At 41.6% G+C, this 17,488-nt stretch carries 19 protein-coding genes; 12 read left to right on the top strand and 7 right to left on the bottom strand.

All coding sequences use genetic code 11. From position 1 onward, the window contains the following. The first annotated feature begins 884 nt into the window (after positions 1-884). A complete protein-coding gene (locus KCG48_RS13360; protein WP_211802701.1) occupies positions 885-1,460 on the top strand; it encodes a TetR/AcrR family transcriptional regulator in 576 nt (191 codons plus the stop codon). Between the two features lie 140 nt (positions 1,461-1,600). Then, complete coding sequence (locus KCG48_RS13355; RefSeq protein WP_211802700.1) at positions 1,601-3,376, top strand: oleate hydratase; 1,776 nt, start codon at positions 1,601-1,603, stop codon at positions 3,374-3,376. A gap of 187 nt (positions 3,377-3,563) precedes the next feature. Here KCG48_RS13355 and KCG48_RS13350 read toward each other — a convergent pair whose 3' ends face one another. Next, positions 3,564-3,764, bottom strand: coding sequence for a hypothetical protein (locus KCG48_RS13350; RefSeq protein ID WP_230977142.1), 201 nt, complete (start codon positions 3,762-3,764; stop codon positions 3,564-3,566). A 40-nt stretch (positions 3,765-3,804) separates the two neighbouring features. Here KCG48_RS13350 and KCG48_RS13345 point away from each other — a divergent pair, with 40 nt between their 5' ends. From KCG48_RS13345 to KCG48_RS13330, 4 genes are all read left to right on the top strand, one after another. Then, positions 3,805-4,119, top strand: a complete 315-nt coding sequence (locus tag KCG48_RS13345; protein ID WP_211802699.1) for a hypothetical protein — start codon at positions 3,805-3,807, stop codon at positions 4,117-4,119. A 126-nt stretch (positions 4,120-4,245) separates the two neighbouring features. Continuing rightward, entirely contained in the window at positions 4,246-4,470 is a 225-nt protein-coding gene (locus tag KCG48_RS13340; protein ID WP_211802698.1) for a helix-turn-helix domain-containing protein, read from the top strand. A gap of 15 nt (positions 4,471-4,485) precedes the next feature. Next, on the top strand, positions 4,486-5,163 hold the full coding sequence (locus tag KCG48_RS13335) for a hypothetical protein (RefSeq protein ID WP_211802697.1): 678 nt from the start codon (positions 4,486-4,488) through the stop codon (positions 5,161-5,163). Continuing rightward, positions 5,156-5,566, top strand: a complete 411-nt coding sequence (locus KCG48_RS13330) for a DUF6508 domain-containing protein (RefSeq protein ID WP_211802696.1) — start codon at positions 5,156-5,158, stop codon at positions 5,564-5,566. The genes KCG48_RS13335 and KCG48_RS13330 overlap by 8 nt, the downstream gene beginning before the upstream one ends. A gap of 270 nt (positions 5,567-5,836) precedes the next feature. On the opposite strand, the gene KCG48_RS13325 is transcribed toward KCG48_RS13330, so the two are convergent. From KCG48_RS13325 to KCG48_RS13320, 3 genes are read right to left on the bottom strand one after another with little or no spacing between them, the layout of a single operon-like run. Further along, positions 5,837-7,186, bottom strand: a complete 1,350-nt coding sequence (locus tag KCG48_RS13325; RefSeq protein ID WP_104803026.1) for an aminomethyltransferase family protein — start codon at positions 7,184-7,186, stop codon at positions 5,837-5,839. Between the two features lie 20 nt (positions 7,187-7,206). After that, positions 7,207-7,452 carry a hypothetical protein gene (locus tag KCG48_RS14820; protein WP_230977141.1) on the bottom strand — a complete coding sequence of 82 codons (246 nt, stop codon included), beginning with the start codon at positions 7,450-7,452 and terminating at the stop codon, positions 7,207-7,209. Next, entirely contained in the window at positions 7,439-8,140 is a 702-nt protein-coding gene (locus tag KCG48_RS13320) for an NmrA family NAD(P)-binding protein (protein ID WP_230977140.1), read from the bottom strand. Before KCG48_RS13320 ends, KCG48_RS14820 begins: the two co-directional genes overlap by 14 nt. A gap of 264 nt (positions 8,141-8,404) precedes the next feature. Here KCG48_RS13320 and KCG48_RS13315 point away from each other — a divergent pair, with 264 nt between their 5' ends. Next, positions 8,405-9,952, top strand: a complete 1,548-nt coding sequence (locus tag KCG48_RS13315) for a PucR family transcriptional regulator (protein ID WP_211802695.1) — start codon at positions 8,405-8,407, stop codon at positions 9,950-9,952. A gap of 165 nt (positions 9,953-10,117) precedes the next feature. Here KCG48_RS13315 and KCG48_RS13310 read toward each other — a convergent pair whose 3' ends face one another. After that, positions 10,118-10,954: a recombinase zinc beta ribbon domain-containing protein gene (locus tag KCG48_RS13310; RefSeq protein WP_211802703.1), complete on the bottom strand. Its 837-nt coding sequence runs from the start codon at positions 10,952-10,954 to the stop codon at positions 10,118-10,120. Positions 10,955-11,351: 397 nt separating this feature from the next. Between KCG48_RS13310 and KCG48_RS13305 the strand changes: the two genes are divergently transcribed. The 5 genes from KCG48_RS13305 to KCG48_RS13285 all read left to right on the top strand — a co-directional run bounded on the left by KCG48_RS13305 (position 11,352) and on the right by KCG48_RS13285 (position 15,443). Next, positions 11,352-12,386, top strand: coding sequence for a nucleotidyltransferase domain-containing protein (locus tag KCG48_RS13305; protein WP_211802694.1), 1,035 nt, complete (start codon positions 11,352-11,354; stop codon positions 12,384-12,386). 212 nt (positions 12,387-12,598) lie between these two features. After that, entirely contained in the window at positions 12,599-12,814 is a 216-nt protein-coding gene (locus KCG48_RS13300) for a DUF1653 domain-containing protein (protein WP_211802693.1), read from the top strand. Positions 12,815-12,816: 2 nt separating this feature from the next. Continuing rightward, positions 12,817-13,182 carry a YbaK/EbsC family protein gene (locus KCG48_RS13295; protein ID WP_230977139.1) on the top strand — a complete coding sequence of 122 codons (366 nt, stop codon included), beginning with the start codon at positions 12,817-12,819 and terminating at the stop codon, positions 13,180-13,182. A 311-nt stretch (positions 13,183-13,493) separates the two neighbouring features. Next, positions 13,494-13,997: a cysteine hydrolase family protein gene (locus KCG48_RS13290; protein WP_211802692.1), complete on the top strand. Its 504-nt coding sequence runs from the start codon at positions 13,494-13,496 to the stop codon at positions 13,995-13,997. Positions 13,998-14,681: 684 nt separating this feature from the next. After that, on the top strand, positions 14,682-15,443 hold the full coding sequence (locus KCG48_RS13285; protein WP_211802691.1) for a hypothetical protein: 762 nt from the start codon (positions 14,682-14,684) through the stop codon (positions 15,441-15,443). Between the two features lie 262 nt (positions 15,444-15,705). On the opposite strand, the gene KCG48_RS13280 is transcribed toward KCG48_RS13285, so the two are convergent. Together KCG48_RS13280 and KCG48_RS13275 are read right to left on the bottom strand one after the other, a co-directional pair. Next, a complete protein-coding gene (locus tag KCG48_RS13280; RefSeq protein ID WP_211802690.1) occupies positions 15,706-16,392 on the bottom strand; it encodes a hypothetical protein in 687 nt (228 codons plus the stop codon). 22 nt (positions 16,393-16,414) lie between these two features. Continuing rightward, positions 16,415-16,999, bottom strand: coding sequence for a TetR/AcrR family transcriptional regulator (locus KCG48_RS13275; RefSeq protein ID WP_211802689.1), 585 nt, complete (start codon positions 16,997-16,999; stop codon positions 16,415-16,417). Positions 17,000-17,488 lie beyond the last annotated feature (489 nt).

Here is a 17,488-nt window from a genome sequence, read left to right as displayed (position 1 = left end):
CAATTTATTTTTATTAGCACTCTGGCTTATTGAGTGCTAATTATTATATATCATATAAAATTCGATATGTCAATATTTTTTTAAAAAAAATCCTAATTTGCAGTGGGGAATTAGATTGATTTGGAGGTGAAATAGAAATAGAAGAATGTATTTCATAATATCTCTAATTAATAGTATTGATCAAGTGTAAACTATTAGGATATGTTCCCACAAACGACAGTTAATCTTGGATATGTTCCCCAAAACGACCCTTGATAAAAAGGGGACTTGGAACAATGGATTTGATAGCTATCAATTCAACTCCAAGCACGTGGAGACGGTAGTATTGATGTTGAGGGTAGATGTTGCTTTGTAATAAATAATGACACGGAATATTAATAGATAATGACACAATCCAAAAAACGGATTTTTAAAAGAGAAAGTAAAATAGTCTAGGAAACCGTTGCCGCTAAAGGTTTACGCGGTTTGTGTCATTAATTACAGTTTGCGTCAATAATTAAAAATTTGCGTCATTATATTTTATAATGTCACAGTAGATAAGTGAGTGTGTGAAAAAGGCTTGAAATAAGGGCTTTTTGAGTTTTGAGAGTGAAAATCATCTGTGCAAAAATCGTGAAAATTTCGCTCCGTGGGAACAAGTCCAAAGGCATGATTTTGAAAGCGACAGAGCGATTTAGATGGCAGGGTCTGACGAGTGGTCGATTTAGATAACATGTGTTTGCGAGTGGTCGATTTAGATGTTTTTTGAAAAATCCGAGGTTGTGTGGTTAGAAGGCTGCGACGGCAGCTCTAAACTGTATAATAGAAAGTGTTATGGGTACTCGAATGTAATTAAAATTAAATGTGGTCTGCTTGGACTTCGACCACTTTGAAGGAGGTATTGTATGTCACAAATAACTAAGAGAGCATTAGAAGAATCATTGAAAAAAATGCTGTTAAAAAAGCCGGTTAACAAAATAACAATCTCGGATATTACGGAAGACTGTGGAATCAATCGTATGACATTTTATTATCATTTTAAGGATATCTACGATTTGGTCGAGTGGTCCTGCGTGGAAGATGCCGCAAGAGCGCTCGACGGAAAGAAAACATACGACACCTGGCAACAAGGATTTCAGCAGATTTTTCAAGCAGTTTTGGATAATAAGCCGTTTGTTCAGAATGTATATAAGTCTGTCAATCAAGAACAGGTCGAAACTTACCTGTATTCGCTTACCCATAATTTGTTGATTGGGGTGATTGAAGAAAAAGCTGTTGGGATGCAGGTCCGGGACGAGGATAAAGAATTCATTGCCGATTTTTTCAAATTCGCGTTTGTCGGTCTAATGCTGGACTGGATTAGAAATGGGATGAAAAAAGACCCACAGCAAATCATCGACCGGCTAAGCATCCTGATTGAGGGAGATATTACAAGAGCCCTGAACAAATACCGGATCGATAAAACATATCAAATTCTCTAAGTTGATAAAAAACTTTACATTCTGAACACCATGATATAATTTTTATCATGGTGTTTTTATTGCCTATAGTAATTTCTGTGGTAAAGACTAAACTTACTAATATAAGAAGCTTAAACAAAAAGACAAATGGAGGTTTGGTTATGTATTATTCAAACGGAAATTATGAAGCATTTGCACATCCTGAAAAACCCGAAGGGGTTGAACGTAAATCCGCCTATATTGTTGGTTCCGGTCTGGCTGCTCTCTCGGCGGCATGCTTCCTTGTCCGTGATGGACAAATGAGCGGAAAAAGGGTTCATATTCTTGAAAAAGACCCGATCCCAGGTGGTGCGTGCGATGGCTACCAGTATGATAACTTAGGGTATGTAATGCGAGGTGGTCGTGAAATGGACAACCACTTTGAGTGTATGTGGGATCTGTTTCGTTCTATACCGTCTATAGAAACCGAGGGTGTTAGCGTGCTTGATGAATACTATTGGCTCAACAAGCATGACCCGAACTACTCTTTGATGCGAGCGACGGTCAAGCGCGGTGAAGATGCCCACACTGACGGCAAATTCGGCCTTTCTGACAAGGGTGCTATGGAGATCATGAAGCTCTTTTTTACGCCGGATGAGGAATTGTATGATAAGCGGATCAATGAGGTTTTTGACGATGATGTTCTGAATTCAAATTTCTGGCTGTACTGGCGCACTATGTTTGCTTTTGAGAATTGGCACAGCGCGCTGGAGATGAAGCTTTATATTAAGCGGTTCATCCATCATGTGGGCGGCCTGCCGGATTTCAAGGCGCTCCGCTTTACAAAGTACAATCAGTATGAGTCCATGATCCTGCCGATGATAAAATATCTGGAGTCCTTTGACGTCCAGTTCCATTACGACACCAAGGTTATTAACGTGGAGTTCGACATTCAAAAGGAGAAAAAGGTCGCAAGGCGGATTGAGGTCATTCGGGACGGCAACGAGGAAAACATCGACCTGACCGAAAACGACCTGATCTTTATCACTAATGGCGGTTGCGTTGAAAACTCGACTCTTGGTAGTCAGAACCAAGCCGCACCCTTCATGGCCGAAATCAAAGAAGGCGGCGGATGGGATATGTGGCGCAAAATCGCGGTGCAAGACCCGTCCTTTGGACACCCGGATAAATTCTGCTACGACCCTGAGCAAAGCAATTGGATGTCAGCGACTGTGACTACGCTGGATGACCGTATTCCCCCATATATCCAAAAAATCTGCAAGCGTGATCCCTTAAGCGGCAAGGTGGTCACCGGCGGCATCGTGACCGTCCGGGATTCCAATTGGCTGCTCAGTTGGACATTCAACCGTCAGCCGCAGTTCCGCAGCCAGCCGAAGGGTCAACTGGTTGGATGGATTTATGGGCTGTTCAGCGACAAGCCCGGAAATTATGTGAAGAAGCCCATGCGCGAGTGCACCGGCAAGGAGATCTGCATGGAATGGCTATATCACATGGGTGTGCCAGAGAGCGAGATCGAGGGGTTGGCAGAACACAGCGCTAATACCATTCCCTGTATGATGCCTTATATTACCGCCTTTTTCATGCCCCGCCGTGATGGTGATCGTCCCGCTGTTGTACCTCAGGGCAGCGTAAATTTTGCGTTCCTCGGGCAGTTTGCCGAAACGGCGCGGGACACGATTTTTACGACGGAATATTCCGTCCGAACCGGTATGGAATCGGTCTATACCCTGCTTAATATTGATCGCGGCGTGCCAGAGGTCTGGGGCAGCACCTATGATATCCGTGACTTGCTGAAAGCGACCGTACAGCTGCGCGACGGCAAAACAATTACAGATATGGACCAGGGCTTGATTGAGAAATTAGCACTTAAAGCAATCCTCAAAAAAGCCAACGGTACCGATATTGAAAAACTACTGAAGGAATATCATGTAGTCTGACTTTATTAGTATTTCAGTGGACGATAAAAGTCGCTATTCATGGTTAACTGCAGCTCTTCATGTTTCTTAGTCATGAGCGGGTTCTTATGAGTCTTAATGCACCCAGAGTAGTATGCTGACAATTTGGCGGTTTAATAAACAGAATAAACCCTGACAGCTTAACGGCTGACAGGGTTTTGTTTTTTGGTTATTCCTCCACATCCACCGTCATGCCGGACTTGAATTCCACGGTGAATTTGTCCTCGTAAACGGTAACTTTTTCAATCAGCCGCCGAACCAAGGATTCGTCATATTGGACCAGGGCAATTGGCTGCTCCTTAAGAAATGCGCTCATGTCGGTGATACGTTTTTTCATTTCATCCCGACCGAGGTTCTCGACCTGTGACATTGAAAGTAGCCTGGAAGAAAATATTTCCGAACGAATTGCAGTGGTTGATGAACAGATAAAGTCGCTCCAGCAAGAGCTTTTGGCAACCGCCGATATGAAGAACTCAGGTGATGAACTTGGTATGGAGATTAGAAAACTGCGCAACGAGAAGCAGGCTATCCAGGCTGAGGAAGCATCTCATCAGGACCGAAGGACACGAATTGATGAGTTGATAACTTTCCTTGAAGCCTTGACTTGCGAGCTTACCGAATACAACGAGCATTATGTAAGGACACTCTTAGAAAAGATCACGGTCCATGATAACCATTTTATAGTCGAGTTTAAGTCTGGAATTGAAATCCAAATAGACGAGTGATCAGTAATACAATTTTACCCGCAGCTCTTTTTATTGAGTTGCGGGTTTTTTCTGTTTGTAAACATCAAATTGTTATTTGAAACCAAATGGTTTATAATGTTTCTATTAAGGCATGGAGGGACTATTATGAAAACCTCGGACATGATACGACAGCTATGTGAACAAATGAATATCAGTGTCTCCGAATTGGCTAGACGGTTAGGTCAGTCGCCACAGAACTTCGGGAAGAAGCTGAAGCGTGAAACGATTACCCTAGAAGAACTTAAGGCCATAGCAGAGGTGATGGAGGTTAAGTTTGAACAGACTTTCATTCTGCCTGATGGCAAGGAGATAAAAACAGGGAGCGAGTAAGGGAGGCGGCCTAATATGATGATTAGCCCGGAAGGCTACTACGAAGAATATCTCAAAGGAAAAACTGAAGCGCAGATTATGAGCGCAATTCGTGGTCTTAAGCAAGAAATAGGCCGACTTAAAAATACGATGGAAAGCCCCGAATATGGCCAAGATGAAATTGTGCATCCGAGTGAAGATACGCGCCTTCACTGGACTCGAGAGTATTTAGAAAGAGCCAAGCAAGCCTATGCTGAGGCTGGTGGAACTTATACTTTATCAAAATCAGAAGAAAAGGCTACTGACTTTGATTCAAAGATGGACTTCATCAGCAAGATTACTTTTAGCATTGGTGGATTCTTTGGTGGTTACCGTAGCTATGTAGTAGAACTGTCAGATGAGTTTAAAGCCTATACAAAATTATGGGATGACGAAGAACCACTTGTTTTACTGGATGAAAATAATGAGCCTTTTAAAAAGGAAACTTACATAGCTGCTCTGACTGACCTTCACATTGGTGAATGGCGCAGAAGATATTCAACTCGGCGCTTTGGGTACACAGTGTGTGATGGCACGCAGTGGGAGTTGGAATTTGAATATAATAATGGACACAAGCCGGTAAGGTTTGACGGTGATAACTCATACCCGTATAACTTCGATAAGTTTCAAATGTTATTTGGCATTGACGAAACTGAGGAGGACGACGATGAATAAATTTGGCTTTTTAACAAAGTACATACCGATGATCCAGTCGGATAACAGTGGTGAGTGGATTGTTGATAAAGAAAACGATGGAACACCAGAGCATCCTATTCAAATGCCATTTGTGGGATATTCAAGAATGGTGGATTCTTTCCAAGAGGATTTATATAAATTCTGTGATGAACATCCAGAGTATGAACACACCCGTTATGGTGAAACGCTGGAAAAGAACAACACTGAATGGAGTACAGAATCAATGCAAGCAGCTGATGTGTCAAAATTAGACGCAAAATGTGTGATAGCTCTCTTGATTGGAGCTGTACGAGCAGAACGGTTTTGCGATGGTGCATTGTTAAATTTCTTTGAGAGTGGCTGCATTTTGAAGTGGCTTGAAAGATTAAACAATATTGAGTAAATGGGGGATCATATGACGAATTTAATGAAATCCGATATTAAGTTAGAAACGATAAGTTGCTTTCCTTTCATATCTGGTGTGTTTGGTCGCTTACCATGATATCTGGAATCATCTTATGGTTCAATCTTTTTTAACTTGTTGCATTTAATTTTACAATCGGCCGTATTAAGTTAAAAGAATAAACCCGTAAACAGCAGATCCCCTGCAAAGCTTGAAAACTCTGCAGGGGAACACATAAATTTTATTTTCCCTATATAATCATCTCCGGTTTCATCTTTCAAAAACAGGTATATCCGAAACATCCCGCTTTTCATTACGGATATAATCCTGATTATACGGGAATCTGGCAACCTTTGCGCGAACCTTCATCTGGCGGGTTCCCGGCGTTCCCCAGAGTATTTCAAGCTCCGTCCCTTCTTTGGCATATTCTGCGGAAATAAAGGCCAGAGAAATCATGCTGTTATAGGTATAAGAGATGATTTTTCCGCTTGTGATCCCGATCTCCTTATCTGCAGCCAGCACCTTATCCGCCCGGTACTCAAAACCAAACTCTCTGACACAGAAATAGTATTCAAGAGCGGATGGTTTGGTAATATCCTCGCAGGGTTCCTCCCCAGGGCTGAGCATGGTTGCAAAGACTTCTGCCACATCCTTGGCGTTCCATTCCAGGGTTACGCATTTTTTTTGGGGCTTTTTCGACATTTCAAGGAGGGCTTCTTTTCCAATGAAGTCATGATTGTATTTAATCAGGAAATCCCATCCCACATCATAGGGAGTAACAAAGCGAGCCTGAAGATCATCCCCTACACTTCCGAGAAGCCTTCGATTGAGATTGAACATGGATAACTGAGGCACTGTGCGCATATATTCTGTCATTTTCTCGCTGGTTTCCAGCCACGGAAGCGGATAGTGAAGATTGATATTCGGGAATCCGGCCTCCGTATGGTTAAACATGTTATAAGCCTGGAGCCCAAGCTTTCTTGCTCCCAGCTTTTCACCTGCCGCCCATACCAGATTGTAGATCTCCACATAATCCGCCATATCTCCGTGAATTTCATAAGCAAGGTTGCCGGACATGCCAAGCCGGATGATGCGTACCTGTTTTCCGTTTACCTCCTGGATTCTATGCCTGCCGAATTTGATGTCGTGAAGATTGGCCTGGAATGCGTTTTCCAGAATCTCTAAGGACTTTTCACCGTCAATCTGGATAAAATATTCCTTTCCGCTCATGTTTTCGCCATGCACATCCAGATCTGATGTATTGACATAATAAGAGATCACCGGATCAAGCCAGTAGGTTCTGTAACGATCTTCTCCGATACGGATTACAACGCCGTCTGTCAGAATCTGACCTTTCTCATTGCACATTACGGCATGGCGTATGCCGTTCATTCCCAGCGTGGTAAAATCATTTGTACAGACCTGTCCCATTAATTTAACGGCATCCGGTCCGTACACATCATAAATGGGGGATGTCATAAGCGCCGTTCCAATCCATGCGCTGGTCTGATATGCCTTGATCTCATCCTCCACGCCCGTATAAGCATATGCCGTAATAAAAGATCCCTGTGGGAACATTAAGGTGGCGCCTTCCAGCGCCGGATTCATCATTTCTGCCATTTTTCGTCCTCCTACTGTTTTTAATTATCTGTAGATGTTCTTGTTCCGATTAAATGATTTTCCATATCTTCAAACATTTCTCTTACCGTGATGGGCGTTTGCCCTGTCAGCTTTTCAAAATCATCTGTAAATGTACTCATTTGATTCAGACGGATTGCCCTGCCAAAGGACACCATTCCATCTGAGCAAAATGGGAAGTTCTTCGCCGTGTCCGCCCACATTTCCTCCGTTGTCCTTGGAACGCCGATGGAGTCAAAAAAACTCATACATCTCATCATCGTTGATATATTGATATTCCGTCTTTTTACCCGTAACCTCCGAGGCGATTGCCATGTACTGTGCAATTGTCAGAAGCTCGGCTCCATTTATATCAACAATTCGGTCTTCCCAATCAGATATTGCCGCACAGGCCGCCGCAAGCGCACAGTCATCCCTCGAAACAAATGCCATTTTCCCATCTCCCATGATATTGCGGATGATGCCGTTTGTATTTTCAACTGCTTCCACAAATGTGGAGACCATTGCTTCCGCATATTGGGAATCCCGAAGAATCAAATAATGGATGGGCTGTTTTTTGATATACCTTTCGGTCCATACATGATCGTTTACTTCGTAAGCATTGATATCCTCATGTCCGGCTCCTACAATCGATGTATAAACCAGTTTGTTTACACCTGCCGCCACAGCCGCATCAATTGCAATTTTATGTGCCGCTCTTCTTTTCGGTCCAACGAATGGCATGGAGATCAGAATAACTGTATCCGCATCTTTAAATGCTTCCGTCAGTTTTTCCGCATTGTTAAAATCGACAATTCTGGTTTCAATGCCCATTGCCTGGTATTTTTCAAGACCATTTTTTGTTGGAGCCGTAAAAATCAAAGCTTCATGAGGATATCTTTCCAGCAGTACACGGGCTGACCTGCTTCCAAAATTTCCGTCTACTCCATTTAACAATATTTTTTTTTCATAAAAAATAATCCTTTCAACTATATTAGTTATAATATTAAAAAATCGATACCCCTTTATAGGATGCTCCCTCAGCTCTTTTTATTGCCTCCCTCCTTTTGTCTGAATTATATTATCTCCTCTCTAACTGTCGGCGCCTGAACAGCGTTTCCTATATATTTATAGTAAAGCAGTTGCCATCGTCTGACTTCAGTTATATAATTCATTTATACCGTCTTTTTTCGTCAAAAATAACCAAAGGAGTTTTTTGCAATGAAATCTATGAGCATTTCTGTCATCCTTGACTGGATTCCTGATAAATACAGGATTTTTTATAAATCTACGGGCTTAGATCAATTATTCCAGCATGCCCGCATGCTTGATGATTCCATGGAAATAATCGATAATGATTTTCTGTATTTAACACAAGAGATCTCTTTCCTTGATAGGGAATGGGATATACGTAAGCCCCGGTTCCTGATTTTCTGTACCAAAACCGGATCAAAGGAGGGACAGATAAACCCTTCATGGATGGAGCATGCCGCCATCTTATATACGGACGAGCCTTTTCATAAGGTATTCCGTGAGTTTCTGGATATTTTTGATAAGTACTATGCCTGGTATGAGCAATGCCTAAAGATAATTATCGAAAACAAAGATGTTTCAGATCTGCTTGATTATGCGGCCACCTTTCTTTGCAACCCGATTGCCCTTTTTGATCCAACCGGAAAGCTGCTGCATTATACCGGGAAATTTCAGGGAAAAATCGAGGGAACTCTCTGGGACGAGGTTATCAATTTCGGCTTTACACCGACAGAATCCATATATCCTGACGAACACCAGAGAATTATGCAGGAAATTCACAGCGGAAACCGCTTAATCTCCAGCGTCTTTCGTCAGGATCCATCCCATCACTCTCTGACCGCTCCGCTTTATTTTGAGGGAAAAAACTTTGGAGCATTCGGTACGACAGATATGAACGGTCCCTTTACGGAAGCACAAAAGGCTTTGTTATTAGAAGTCGTTCATTTTACAGAGCTTGCTATGAATCACCAGATTCAGGCTTTTCTTTTGCAGGATGAAGAAAACTATTATGTTATACGGCTTTTACAGGGATATCCGGCAGATGAGCTTTCTACCTCTTATTATCTCCAAGCCAGAAATTATACGAATGAGGATATTTGGTATCTTTATCAATTTTCCCTTCCGGAATCTGACGTCTCGGATACCCGTCAGTCTGCCTATATTCATCAGATAAAAAATATTCTGCCTCATGGAGTTGTCCTCTATTTTGAACATTCTATTGTTGCGGTTTGCCGCAGGCGGGATTTTGATCCTGATTATGAAAAATCATACGCCGCACTGGAGGATTTGCTAAAACGGCTTTCCCTTAAGGTCTATATAAGCACCCGTTTTTTTAGATTCACGGAGCTTTCCATGGCATATGGACAATGCAGGCTTATGAAATCTTACCCTTTGGAGCCTCAAAAACATATTCAAAGGTTTGATGAAGCCTTTCCGCATGTTTTATATGGTGTCCTTAAGGAAAAAAACTCCTTGCCGGGCTTCTGCCACCCAGCTGTTTTATCCCTGTGGCAAAGCCATATGGAGCAGGATCTCACGCTCATTCATAATTTAAAATGCTATCTTATCAACGGAAGAAATATAGCGGAGACTGCCCGGACGCTTCATCTTCATAGAAACACCTTGATCTACCGGCTACGAAAAATCGAAGACCTGCTCCATATTTCACTGGATTACCTGGATGAAAATATGCTTCTCTATTTATTAATATCCTGCTTCATCTGCGAAACACTCTAATTTGGACATCCTCCTATGCTTGAAATTTGGCTTGCGACAGCAATTTCATTGCAACATAGGAAGATTTTCATTTATTTTGTGATGTTTTTTATGTTGTATGATGTAAAATAATAATAATAAAAAAAGAGGCACCCTACAATATAATTGTAGATTGCCTCGCTGTTTTTATTCTTCTATATCAACTGTCAGCCCAGACTTAAATTCCACAGTGAATTTGTCCTCGTGGATAGTGACCTTTTCAATCAGCCTCCTTACCAGAGTCTCATCGTATTTGGCAATGGATGTGGGCTGCTGATTTAGGAAGGCGCTCATGTCAACGATCCGCTTCTTGATTTCATCCTTGCTAGCGCTGTCTACTTGAACTTTTTGCTTCTGTTCTCTCAATGAGTGGATCTCATCCGCTACATCCTCGTAATCGGATTTGGTGCTGGCCAGTTTGAGAAGCTCAGCCTGTAGTTCTCCTAATCTTTTGTCGATATCGGCTAGAGCTTGATTGTTATCTTGGTTGATCACCGTTACGATATTGTTTTCAAGAATGGATAGGAAGGTGTCCGTCTCACCTAAGGTTTCATTAATGGCTTTTATAAGAATCTGAACAAGGCTACTCTCCTGAACAGTGCGAGCTTCGCAGAATAAGCCGGTGTTCTCTAATCGACTGACACATCGCCAAACAACTGATTTCTTGCCTCGGTTGTTCCAGTGGACCCTTCGGAAAACCTCCCCGCAGGTGCCACAAACAATCATTTGAGAGAAGCAGTGGTTGCTGCTGTAAGTCCTCTTTTTACCATTTGGGCTGGTATGGACGATGCGCCTTCTGATTAGTTCCTCCTGGACCTGCATGAAAATTTCACGCGGGATAATGGCCTCATGGCTGTTTTCCACATAATACTGTGGGACGACGCCGTGGTTCTTTACTCGAGTCTTTGTGAGGAAGTCAGTGGTGTATGTTTTCTGTAAAAGGGCATCCCCAATATACTTTTCATTTCGTAGGATTTGATTGATATTGCTGGTATGTTTCCATTAAACCATGTGCAGATTAGTTTCTTATGCTACAGACATTCAATCAATCGTCTTAACCCATTTCGATGAAGAGTGAATTCTGTCAGAAGTGGAAGCAGTGGTGTCGATATGTTCCCACTAACCTCGAAACCGGCAAAAAATGGTTGACCTGTTCCCGACAACCTTGACATCAATAATGCCAACTTGAGCCATGTGGAAAACGTAGTAAGGGTGTAACGACAAGATTATGCTCAGTGGGTTAATCCGAAATTTTCGTGGCCTTTGTAAAATTCCAGTCGGAATGCATTTGTTAACCGAAAACTAGGCGTGACCTTAATGATTTCAGCAAAGACACAGAATTTGATGGCAGGAATGCAATTCATAAGATGGCGGTGTATTTATGAATAGTGTTAATCAAAAAATAATTGATGCCGTTATAGAAAAAGCGGAGAAAGTATGTCCTGATTCCTTGGCGCTTATCGGAATATATGGCTCGGTTGCTAGAGGGGATGAGTATGAAAAATCAGATTTAGATTTGCTCATACTGATTCAGAATGATGAGGGATGGCAACTGGGAACGGGCTTTATCTTACAGAATAGTAAAGTTGGTTATGACATATATTGTACGAACTGGGATCGACTTAGATATGATGCTGCATGTCATCATGCCCAGCTTTCTAGAATGATTGATTCCAAGATTGTGTTCATTAAAAATCAGCAAGCCTACGATGAACTGTGTAATTTACGAGAACAGGCAAAACTCTTTTTGGCCTCTGAGGAGCGCTTCCAAAGGGTAAACAAATTGGTGGACAAAGCTAAAGTATCCTATGCTAATGCTTATTTGCATGAAGAGTTAGGGCAGGTACGCCTGGATGCATTTGGGGTGATTCATTCTCTTATGGATGCAATTATGCTTTTTCATGGAAGCTATTTTAAACGCAGCACAAAAAGCATGCTTGAAGAGTTAGCGGCCTTGCCGATTGAGGAGTTTTTTGTCGATCACATCAAGAGCGTAGCTGCCAGTAAAGATGTTTTGGAGATAAGAGCTTTATTAAAGAGTCTCCTTTTATATACGGAAGTGCACTTGAAACAAAAGAGAAATAAAGCAGAGCCTTCCGCAAGTCTTGCGGGCACTTATGAAGAAATGTATTCAAATTGGAGAAACAAGGTAGAGGAAGCGGCTAAGCAAAATAATGTTTTTGCCTCTTTTATGAATATGTGCAGTTTGCAAAATATGTTGATTGAGATTTCCGATGAGGTTGCCATAGGAACATACAATATCATGGAAGAGTATAATCCAGATTGTTTAGAGGACAACGTTAGTCTATTTGATGCATGTTTACAAGAATATGAGAAAGTCTATGAAACAGCAGGAATAGCGATTAATTACTATCCTAGTGTGGATGAGTTTGTCGCAGATTATTTAAAGAATTAAGCGTGGTGTGAAACACAGCAAAACATTCAGTCTGACATAGCGGTAAATACCCCTGTGTTGAGCTGTTGGAGAACGATGTGTTTCCAGTTGCCCATGAATCAAAGGATTTGCTTCCTGATATTGTGGGCTTCATCGTGGTCTTTTAGGGCATGTGGAGACGGTGGTATTAATGTCAAGAATTGAAAAAACTGGTTCATTTTAAGGAGAAAACAATGGATGAAATAAAGATCGGTCGTTATCGTCATTTCAAAGGGAATGAGTACCAGGTTCTTTACATCGCCAGGCACAGTGAAACACGGGAGCCGATGATCGTTTATCAAGCACTTTACGGAGAGCGTGGCATTTGGGTCAGGCCTGCTTCCATGTGGAATGAAACTATTGAGCGTGACGGCAAAACCTATAAGCGATTCGAGTATCTAGGAGACTAAGTATGAACAAGCTGGAAACCTATAAATTCCTTGATGATCAAGGAATACAGTATGAGGTAACAGAACACAAAGCCGTATTTAATATGGAAGAACTGTCTGATGTGGAACTGCCGTATCCGGAAGCTGATGCCAAGAACCTCTTTGTATGTGATGATAAAAAACGACAGTATTATCTGATCACCGTCAAAGGGGATAAGCGGGTTGACCTGAAGGAGTTCCGCAAGACAAACGGTACAAGACCTCTGACCTTTGCATCAGCGGAGGACCTGCCTGCTATTCTGAAACTAACACCCGGTTCAGTGACACCGCTGGGTCTTTTGAACGATGATGAGCTGACGGTGAGTTTTACCTGGATGACAGTTTCCTGAACGAACCGGGACTAGTTGGCTGCCATCCAAATGACAATACCGCTACAGTGTGGATGAAAACGCAAGATCTAATTCGCCTTGTCAAAGAGCATGGGAATATTGTACATACCGTAGCCATTTGATTAAGAAGCATGAAGTTTGACTTGCTACCAATTATGGAAAGACTGTCTTTGACACATTTCCCAGAATCTGCATTGGTGGTGACTTGTTAATTCAACAGGCTGACCGAGTTGATGTCTCGTACATAGGTTGAAGTTGCAGAGTATTTGCCAGCGAGGCATTTTTGATCAACACATGAGGAGAGAAATGATATGGATACGAAAGCCATTGTTATTATCGATATTCAGAACGACATCACGAAACACTATAAGGGAATCATCGATAACATTAACACCGCCATTGATTGGGCTATGAGTCATGGAATGCACGTGGTCTATATCAAGCACCACAATCTCTCTGCAGGTACACGGACCTTTAAGCCGGATACAAAAGGAGCAGAGCTTGTTCCTGAGATGAAAATCGTATCGGAAAATATCTACCTAAAAACTAAGGGCAACGCTCTGACTAGTGAAGAATTTGCCTCTTTTATCGAGGTAAATGGCATAAACGAGTTTTATGTTACTGGGGCGGATGCCACTGCTTGCGTGAAATCCACCTGCTTCAACATGACCAAGGCTGGTTATCTTGTGCATGTCATTTCAGACTGTGTCACCAGCTATGACCTGAAAAAGATGGATGAAATGCTCGCCTATTACGCAAGCAAGGGCTGTGAAGTCAAAACGCTCGCTGAATTTACAGGAAATTTGCACGGATAAATGAACCTTTTCCAAACACATTAAGAAGTATAGTGATGCAGTAGTAAAAGAAGCATCGGGGTATTTGACTAAGGAGGTGACCGTATGAAGAAAAAGAAGTTATCATCGGGAGAACCATTTCGGTATTCCTCTTGATAGCAACGATTATCACCCATAATTTCATTTTTAAACTCAACGAAACTCTTGCGTTTTCTCTTGGGATCTTGTCGGTTTTGCTTTTTACTCTGTGCACGATCGGTGACAAAAAAAGAAAGATGCAGGAAGAAAATTTAAGCTGATCGGCAGTATCTCCTATACAAACAGGGAAAGATCATTCCTAATCTCTCTGAACGACAAATGTTATCAGCAAAAAAACAAGTGTGCTAGTAAGCGGCAATATTTGATCCTCATGAGCCCCTAAGAGCAATTTACCAAATAAAGTCATCGCGTCTTTGAGTTCAGGAATAGTTTGAAAGCAGAGATTCTCAATAATTGCGAGAGTGTATGTGAAACTCGCGCGTACTAGAGAATGAAATCATCAAGAAGTATTGAATACATTTGTAGCTAATGGTCCTTGTGAATCGGGGTAAATCAAACGGTGAAAGTTGGGTTACCCATATTATCTATACTCGTAGTAGAAGTTTGCTGCGCTGGACTGAAATAATAGGGCTTCATTGACTGAATGAAGCGTTTGTGGAGTGGGATATGGAAATCGATGTTCAGAAAACAAGGCAGTATTATCAGTTTCTTAAAAAGGAGGACCTTTGCTCTTGTGACTATTGCATGAATTTCTACCAGAAAGCGAAGTCTGCATTTCCAGAGACAGCCAAGTGGCTTGATTCCCACGGGATAGATATTGAAAAGCCCTTTGAAACCTTACCCATTGAGGTCGATAGGAATCATGTCGAATATATTTCTGCACAGTACATTGCATTTGGAGCGTGTGAGGAGAGTTTCGAACTAGACATCGGCGAATCCAGGATCAGCTTTGCGCATTCGCATCCAGACACAGGGATAGAAGAGCAGCATTTTGTTTTAGAATTCTTTCCTCAGGGAATGCAAAGCTCTTTAAATTTTATGGGAAGCCAGGATGATGAGGTTTTTATCCGCCATTTGTACAATCAAATGAAGTCAAACTCGAAACTCGGAGGATCCTTTGAGATAGTTGGCAGCTCTTGCATCTTCTGGAAATTATCAGAACAGTATCAGGTAACGATTGAACGGGAATATCTTGGTGTTGATAGAATATCGGGAAAATTTCCTCCAAGGAATCTCATACATTGGCATCCAGAAGATGAGGATATGTATCAAAAGATCTGTAATCTTGGGACGAAGGGGAATGTCACGGTCATTTATAAGCCCTTTGACTTAAGTCTAATGTTATATAGCGGACCAAGGGATCAATGCAAATACCGCCGAAAATGGTTAGGCGGAAGGTTTTATTATCTCTATGCGGAGGAAGGGTGATTTTTTTTCATCCATATTCAATTCAATAAAGAAAAAAAGGTCTTGAGGATGTAGATGACTAGGATGTCATCAGCATCTTCATGACCTTTTTTCTGAGAATGATAGAAAATAAAAATACAGTCAATATTGTCTAGTGGTACTAATAATCCGAACTGCTGGTCAAACCATAATTTGCCAAGAATATTGAGGAATGGTACCTTGGACAGGCAAGCTTAGTAGGTTTTGGGCTTTAAAAGGCGTCTTTAACATTATGGGATACATCTTACTCTGGATGGTTCAGTGCTAGCTTCTTGAATTTACTAATGAGGAGTATGACGAATATTACCCAGGGAACAAGGGATAACAGGGAAAATACCATACCTAACTTTCCTGCTGAAGAGGGCACAATCATAAAAAAGCCGGAAGCCAATCCCCATAACCCCACAGACTTATGAAAATGACGGCTTTTCAGAATAGCGTATGAAAACAGTAGTAAACATAAGGTGCTCAGGACATAGTAAGCGTTGAAAGTCGTACCGGTGTAGCTGGCCATAACGGCTTCACCAGCAGCCAAATAGATCGACTTTAGTTCTGGAAGAGCCTGAGTAAACTGATGACTCAGTGTCATCATTTCAAATGCGGGGTTTGAAGGATAATAGCAGGCAATGCCAATCAGTCCCAGCATGAATGCCAGGATGACGGAAACAGGCTTCTCGTTATAGAGGAGAATAAAAAGGGCTAAGTAGATTACAGCAATGATCGCGTTGTTGAATAAGTATAGAAAATCCAGGCTCAGCAGTCCTAAAAAGGGACTTTGCTGAAACAGCTCGAAGAAACCTTTTACGGTTGCAGGTGGCGGCGAAATGATAAAAACTGCAATCTGTAAAGGGATCAGAATCAGCATGATTAACGACAAGTACTGAGCAATGCGATACACTGGACTAAAGTTGACCTTGAGATCCTGATTCATCTGGAATTTTCTCCTTCATCAATTATTTTCGGTGGATCAGGAAGTGAATCAGTTTTGTCAGTTCATCTTTGATGGTAGCCATGTTCATGGAACCATTGGAAGAAAAGCTGAGCATGATCATTCCTTGGATAGAATAAATGATTGTCTTGGCAATGATGGGGATATCATCGGGCTGTACGGTGCCATCCTGTACAAGCCGGATGAAGGAGTTTTGCCACATGCCATAGAATCGCTTCTCAAGATTTTGATAGCGGGCATCTCCTTCGGGTTCCACAAAGGGGATAAAGTAAAAGAAACGAAAGATGTTTGGATGTTCGAAAAAATAGTCGGTATAAGAGAGAAAAGATTCCTGGAGCTCTTCCACGGGGTCTTTTTTAGTCATGGAAATCGAAGACAGGGCAGAGATCATGTCCTCAATCATTTCAAGACGCAAGATCCAGAGGAGCGTGTTCATGTCTTTAAAATAATAGTAAAGACTCGTATAAGAATAACCGGTCACTTCAGCTAAAGATCGAACGGTAAGCGATTCGTGCCCTTTATCGAGAATGATGGATTTCGCTGCAATGAGAATGTCTTTTTGCGTACGTTCTTTTTTTGTTTGCTTCAAACTAATCCCACCTAGAATTTTAACTAAGTTAAATTATTTTAACTTAGTTAAAATATACTGCGATGGATTTAAGTTGTCAAATAAAATTTACACTAGATTGAAATGTATTCTGTGCTGCTTACCCTTTCCAGCACAGAAAAGAAAACATAGAGTGCCATCGACGTTTAACAGGAGCGTCTTTGAAATGATGTTGTGGATCGAATCATAATTTCATTCCCTTATACAATGTTAAAGGCAAATTATGATCCAATTTGATCTATTGCAGAGTGAGTATGTTGAAGTCTATTGTTGGAATGTATTCCTGAACCAGATTACGATAAAGGTATTTTTGGTTGTTATATTTAACCTAATTATTTTCTATAAAGAGAATTAGTCGGTAAAAGAGGAGATTCAGAGTTGAACACTTAACTATTGTAAATAGTAAAATAAAGTATACCAATTTTGGACACTAAAAAGGTACCAGTTTCTGCCACGAAGTATACCACTTCG

Source organism: Proteiniclasticum sediminis (assembly GCF_018128025.1).
GTDB lineage: Bacteria > Bacillota > Clostridia > Clostridiales > Clostridiaceae > Proteiniclasticum > Proteiniclasticum sediminis.
This window is presented reverse-complemented; position numbering and strand designations above follow the sequence as displayed.

Bases quoted from the DNA above. Each gene is read 5' to 3' on its own strand.
- KCG48_RS13360 (WP_211802701.1), top strand. From the start codon at position 885: ATGTCACAAATAACTAAGAGAGCATTAGAAGAATCATTGAAAAAAATG.
- KCG48_RS13355 (WP_211802700.1), top strand. From the start codon at position 1,601: ATGTATTATTCAAACGGAAATTATGAAGCATTTGCACATCCTGAAAAA.
- KCG48_RS13350 (WP_230977142.1), bottom strand. From the start codon at position 3,764: ATGTCACAGGTCGAGAACCTCGGTCGGGATGAAATGAAAAAACGTATC.
- KCG48_RS13340 (WP_211802698.1), top strand. From the start codon at position 4,246: ATGAAAACCTCGGACATGATACGACAGCTATGTGAACAAATGAATATC.
- KCG48_RS13335 (WP_211802697.1), top strand. From the start codon at position 4,486: ATGATGATTAGCCCGGAAGGCTACTACGAAGAATATCTCAAAGGAAAA.
- KCG48_RS13330 (WP_211802696.1), top strand. From the start codon at position 5,156: ATGAATAAATTTGGCTTTTTAACAAAGTACATACCGATGATCCAGTCG.
- KCG48_RS13325 (WP_104803026.1), bottom strand. From the start codon at position 7,186: ATGGCAGAAATGATGAATCCGGCGCTGGAAGGCGCCACCTTAATGTTC.
- KCG48_RS14820 (WP_230977141.1), bottom strand. From the start codon at position 7,452: ATGAGTTTTTTTGACTCCATCGGCGTTCCAAGGACAACGGAGGAAATG.
- KCG48_RS13315 (WP_211802695.1), top strand. From the start codon at position 8,405: ATGAAATCTATGAGCATTTCTGTCATCCTTGACTGGATTCCTGATAAA.
- KCG48_RS13305 (WP_211802694.1), top strand. From the start codon at position 11,352: ATGAATAGTGTTAATCAAAAAATAATTGATGCCGTTATAGAAAAAGCG.
- KCG48_RS13300 (WP_211802693.1), top strand. From the start codon at position 12,599: ATGGATGAAATAAAGATCGGTCGTTATCGTCATTTCAAAGGGAATGAG.
- KCG48_RS13295 (WP_230977139.1), top strand. From the start codon at position 12,817: ATGAACAAGCTGGAAACCTATAAATTCCTTGATGATCAAGGAATACAG.
- KCG48_RS13290 (WP_211802692.1), top strand. From the start codon at position 13,494: ATGGATACGAAAGCCATTGTTATTATCGATATTCAGAACGACATCACG.
- KCG48_RS13285 (WP_211802691.1), top strand. From the start codon at position 14,682: ATGGAAATCGATGTTCAGAAAACAAGGCAGTATTATCAGTTTCTTAAA.
- KCG48_RS13280 (WP_211802690.1), bottom strand. From the start codon at position 16,392: ATGAATCAGGATCTCAAGGTCAACTTTAGTCCAGTGTATCGCATTGCT.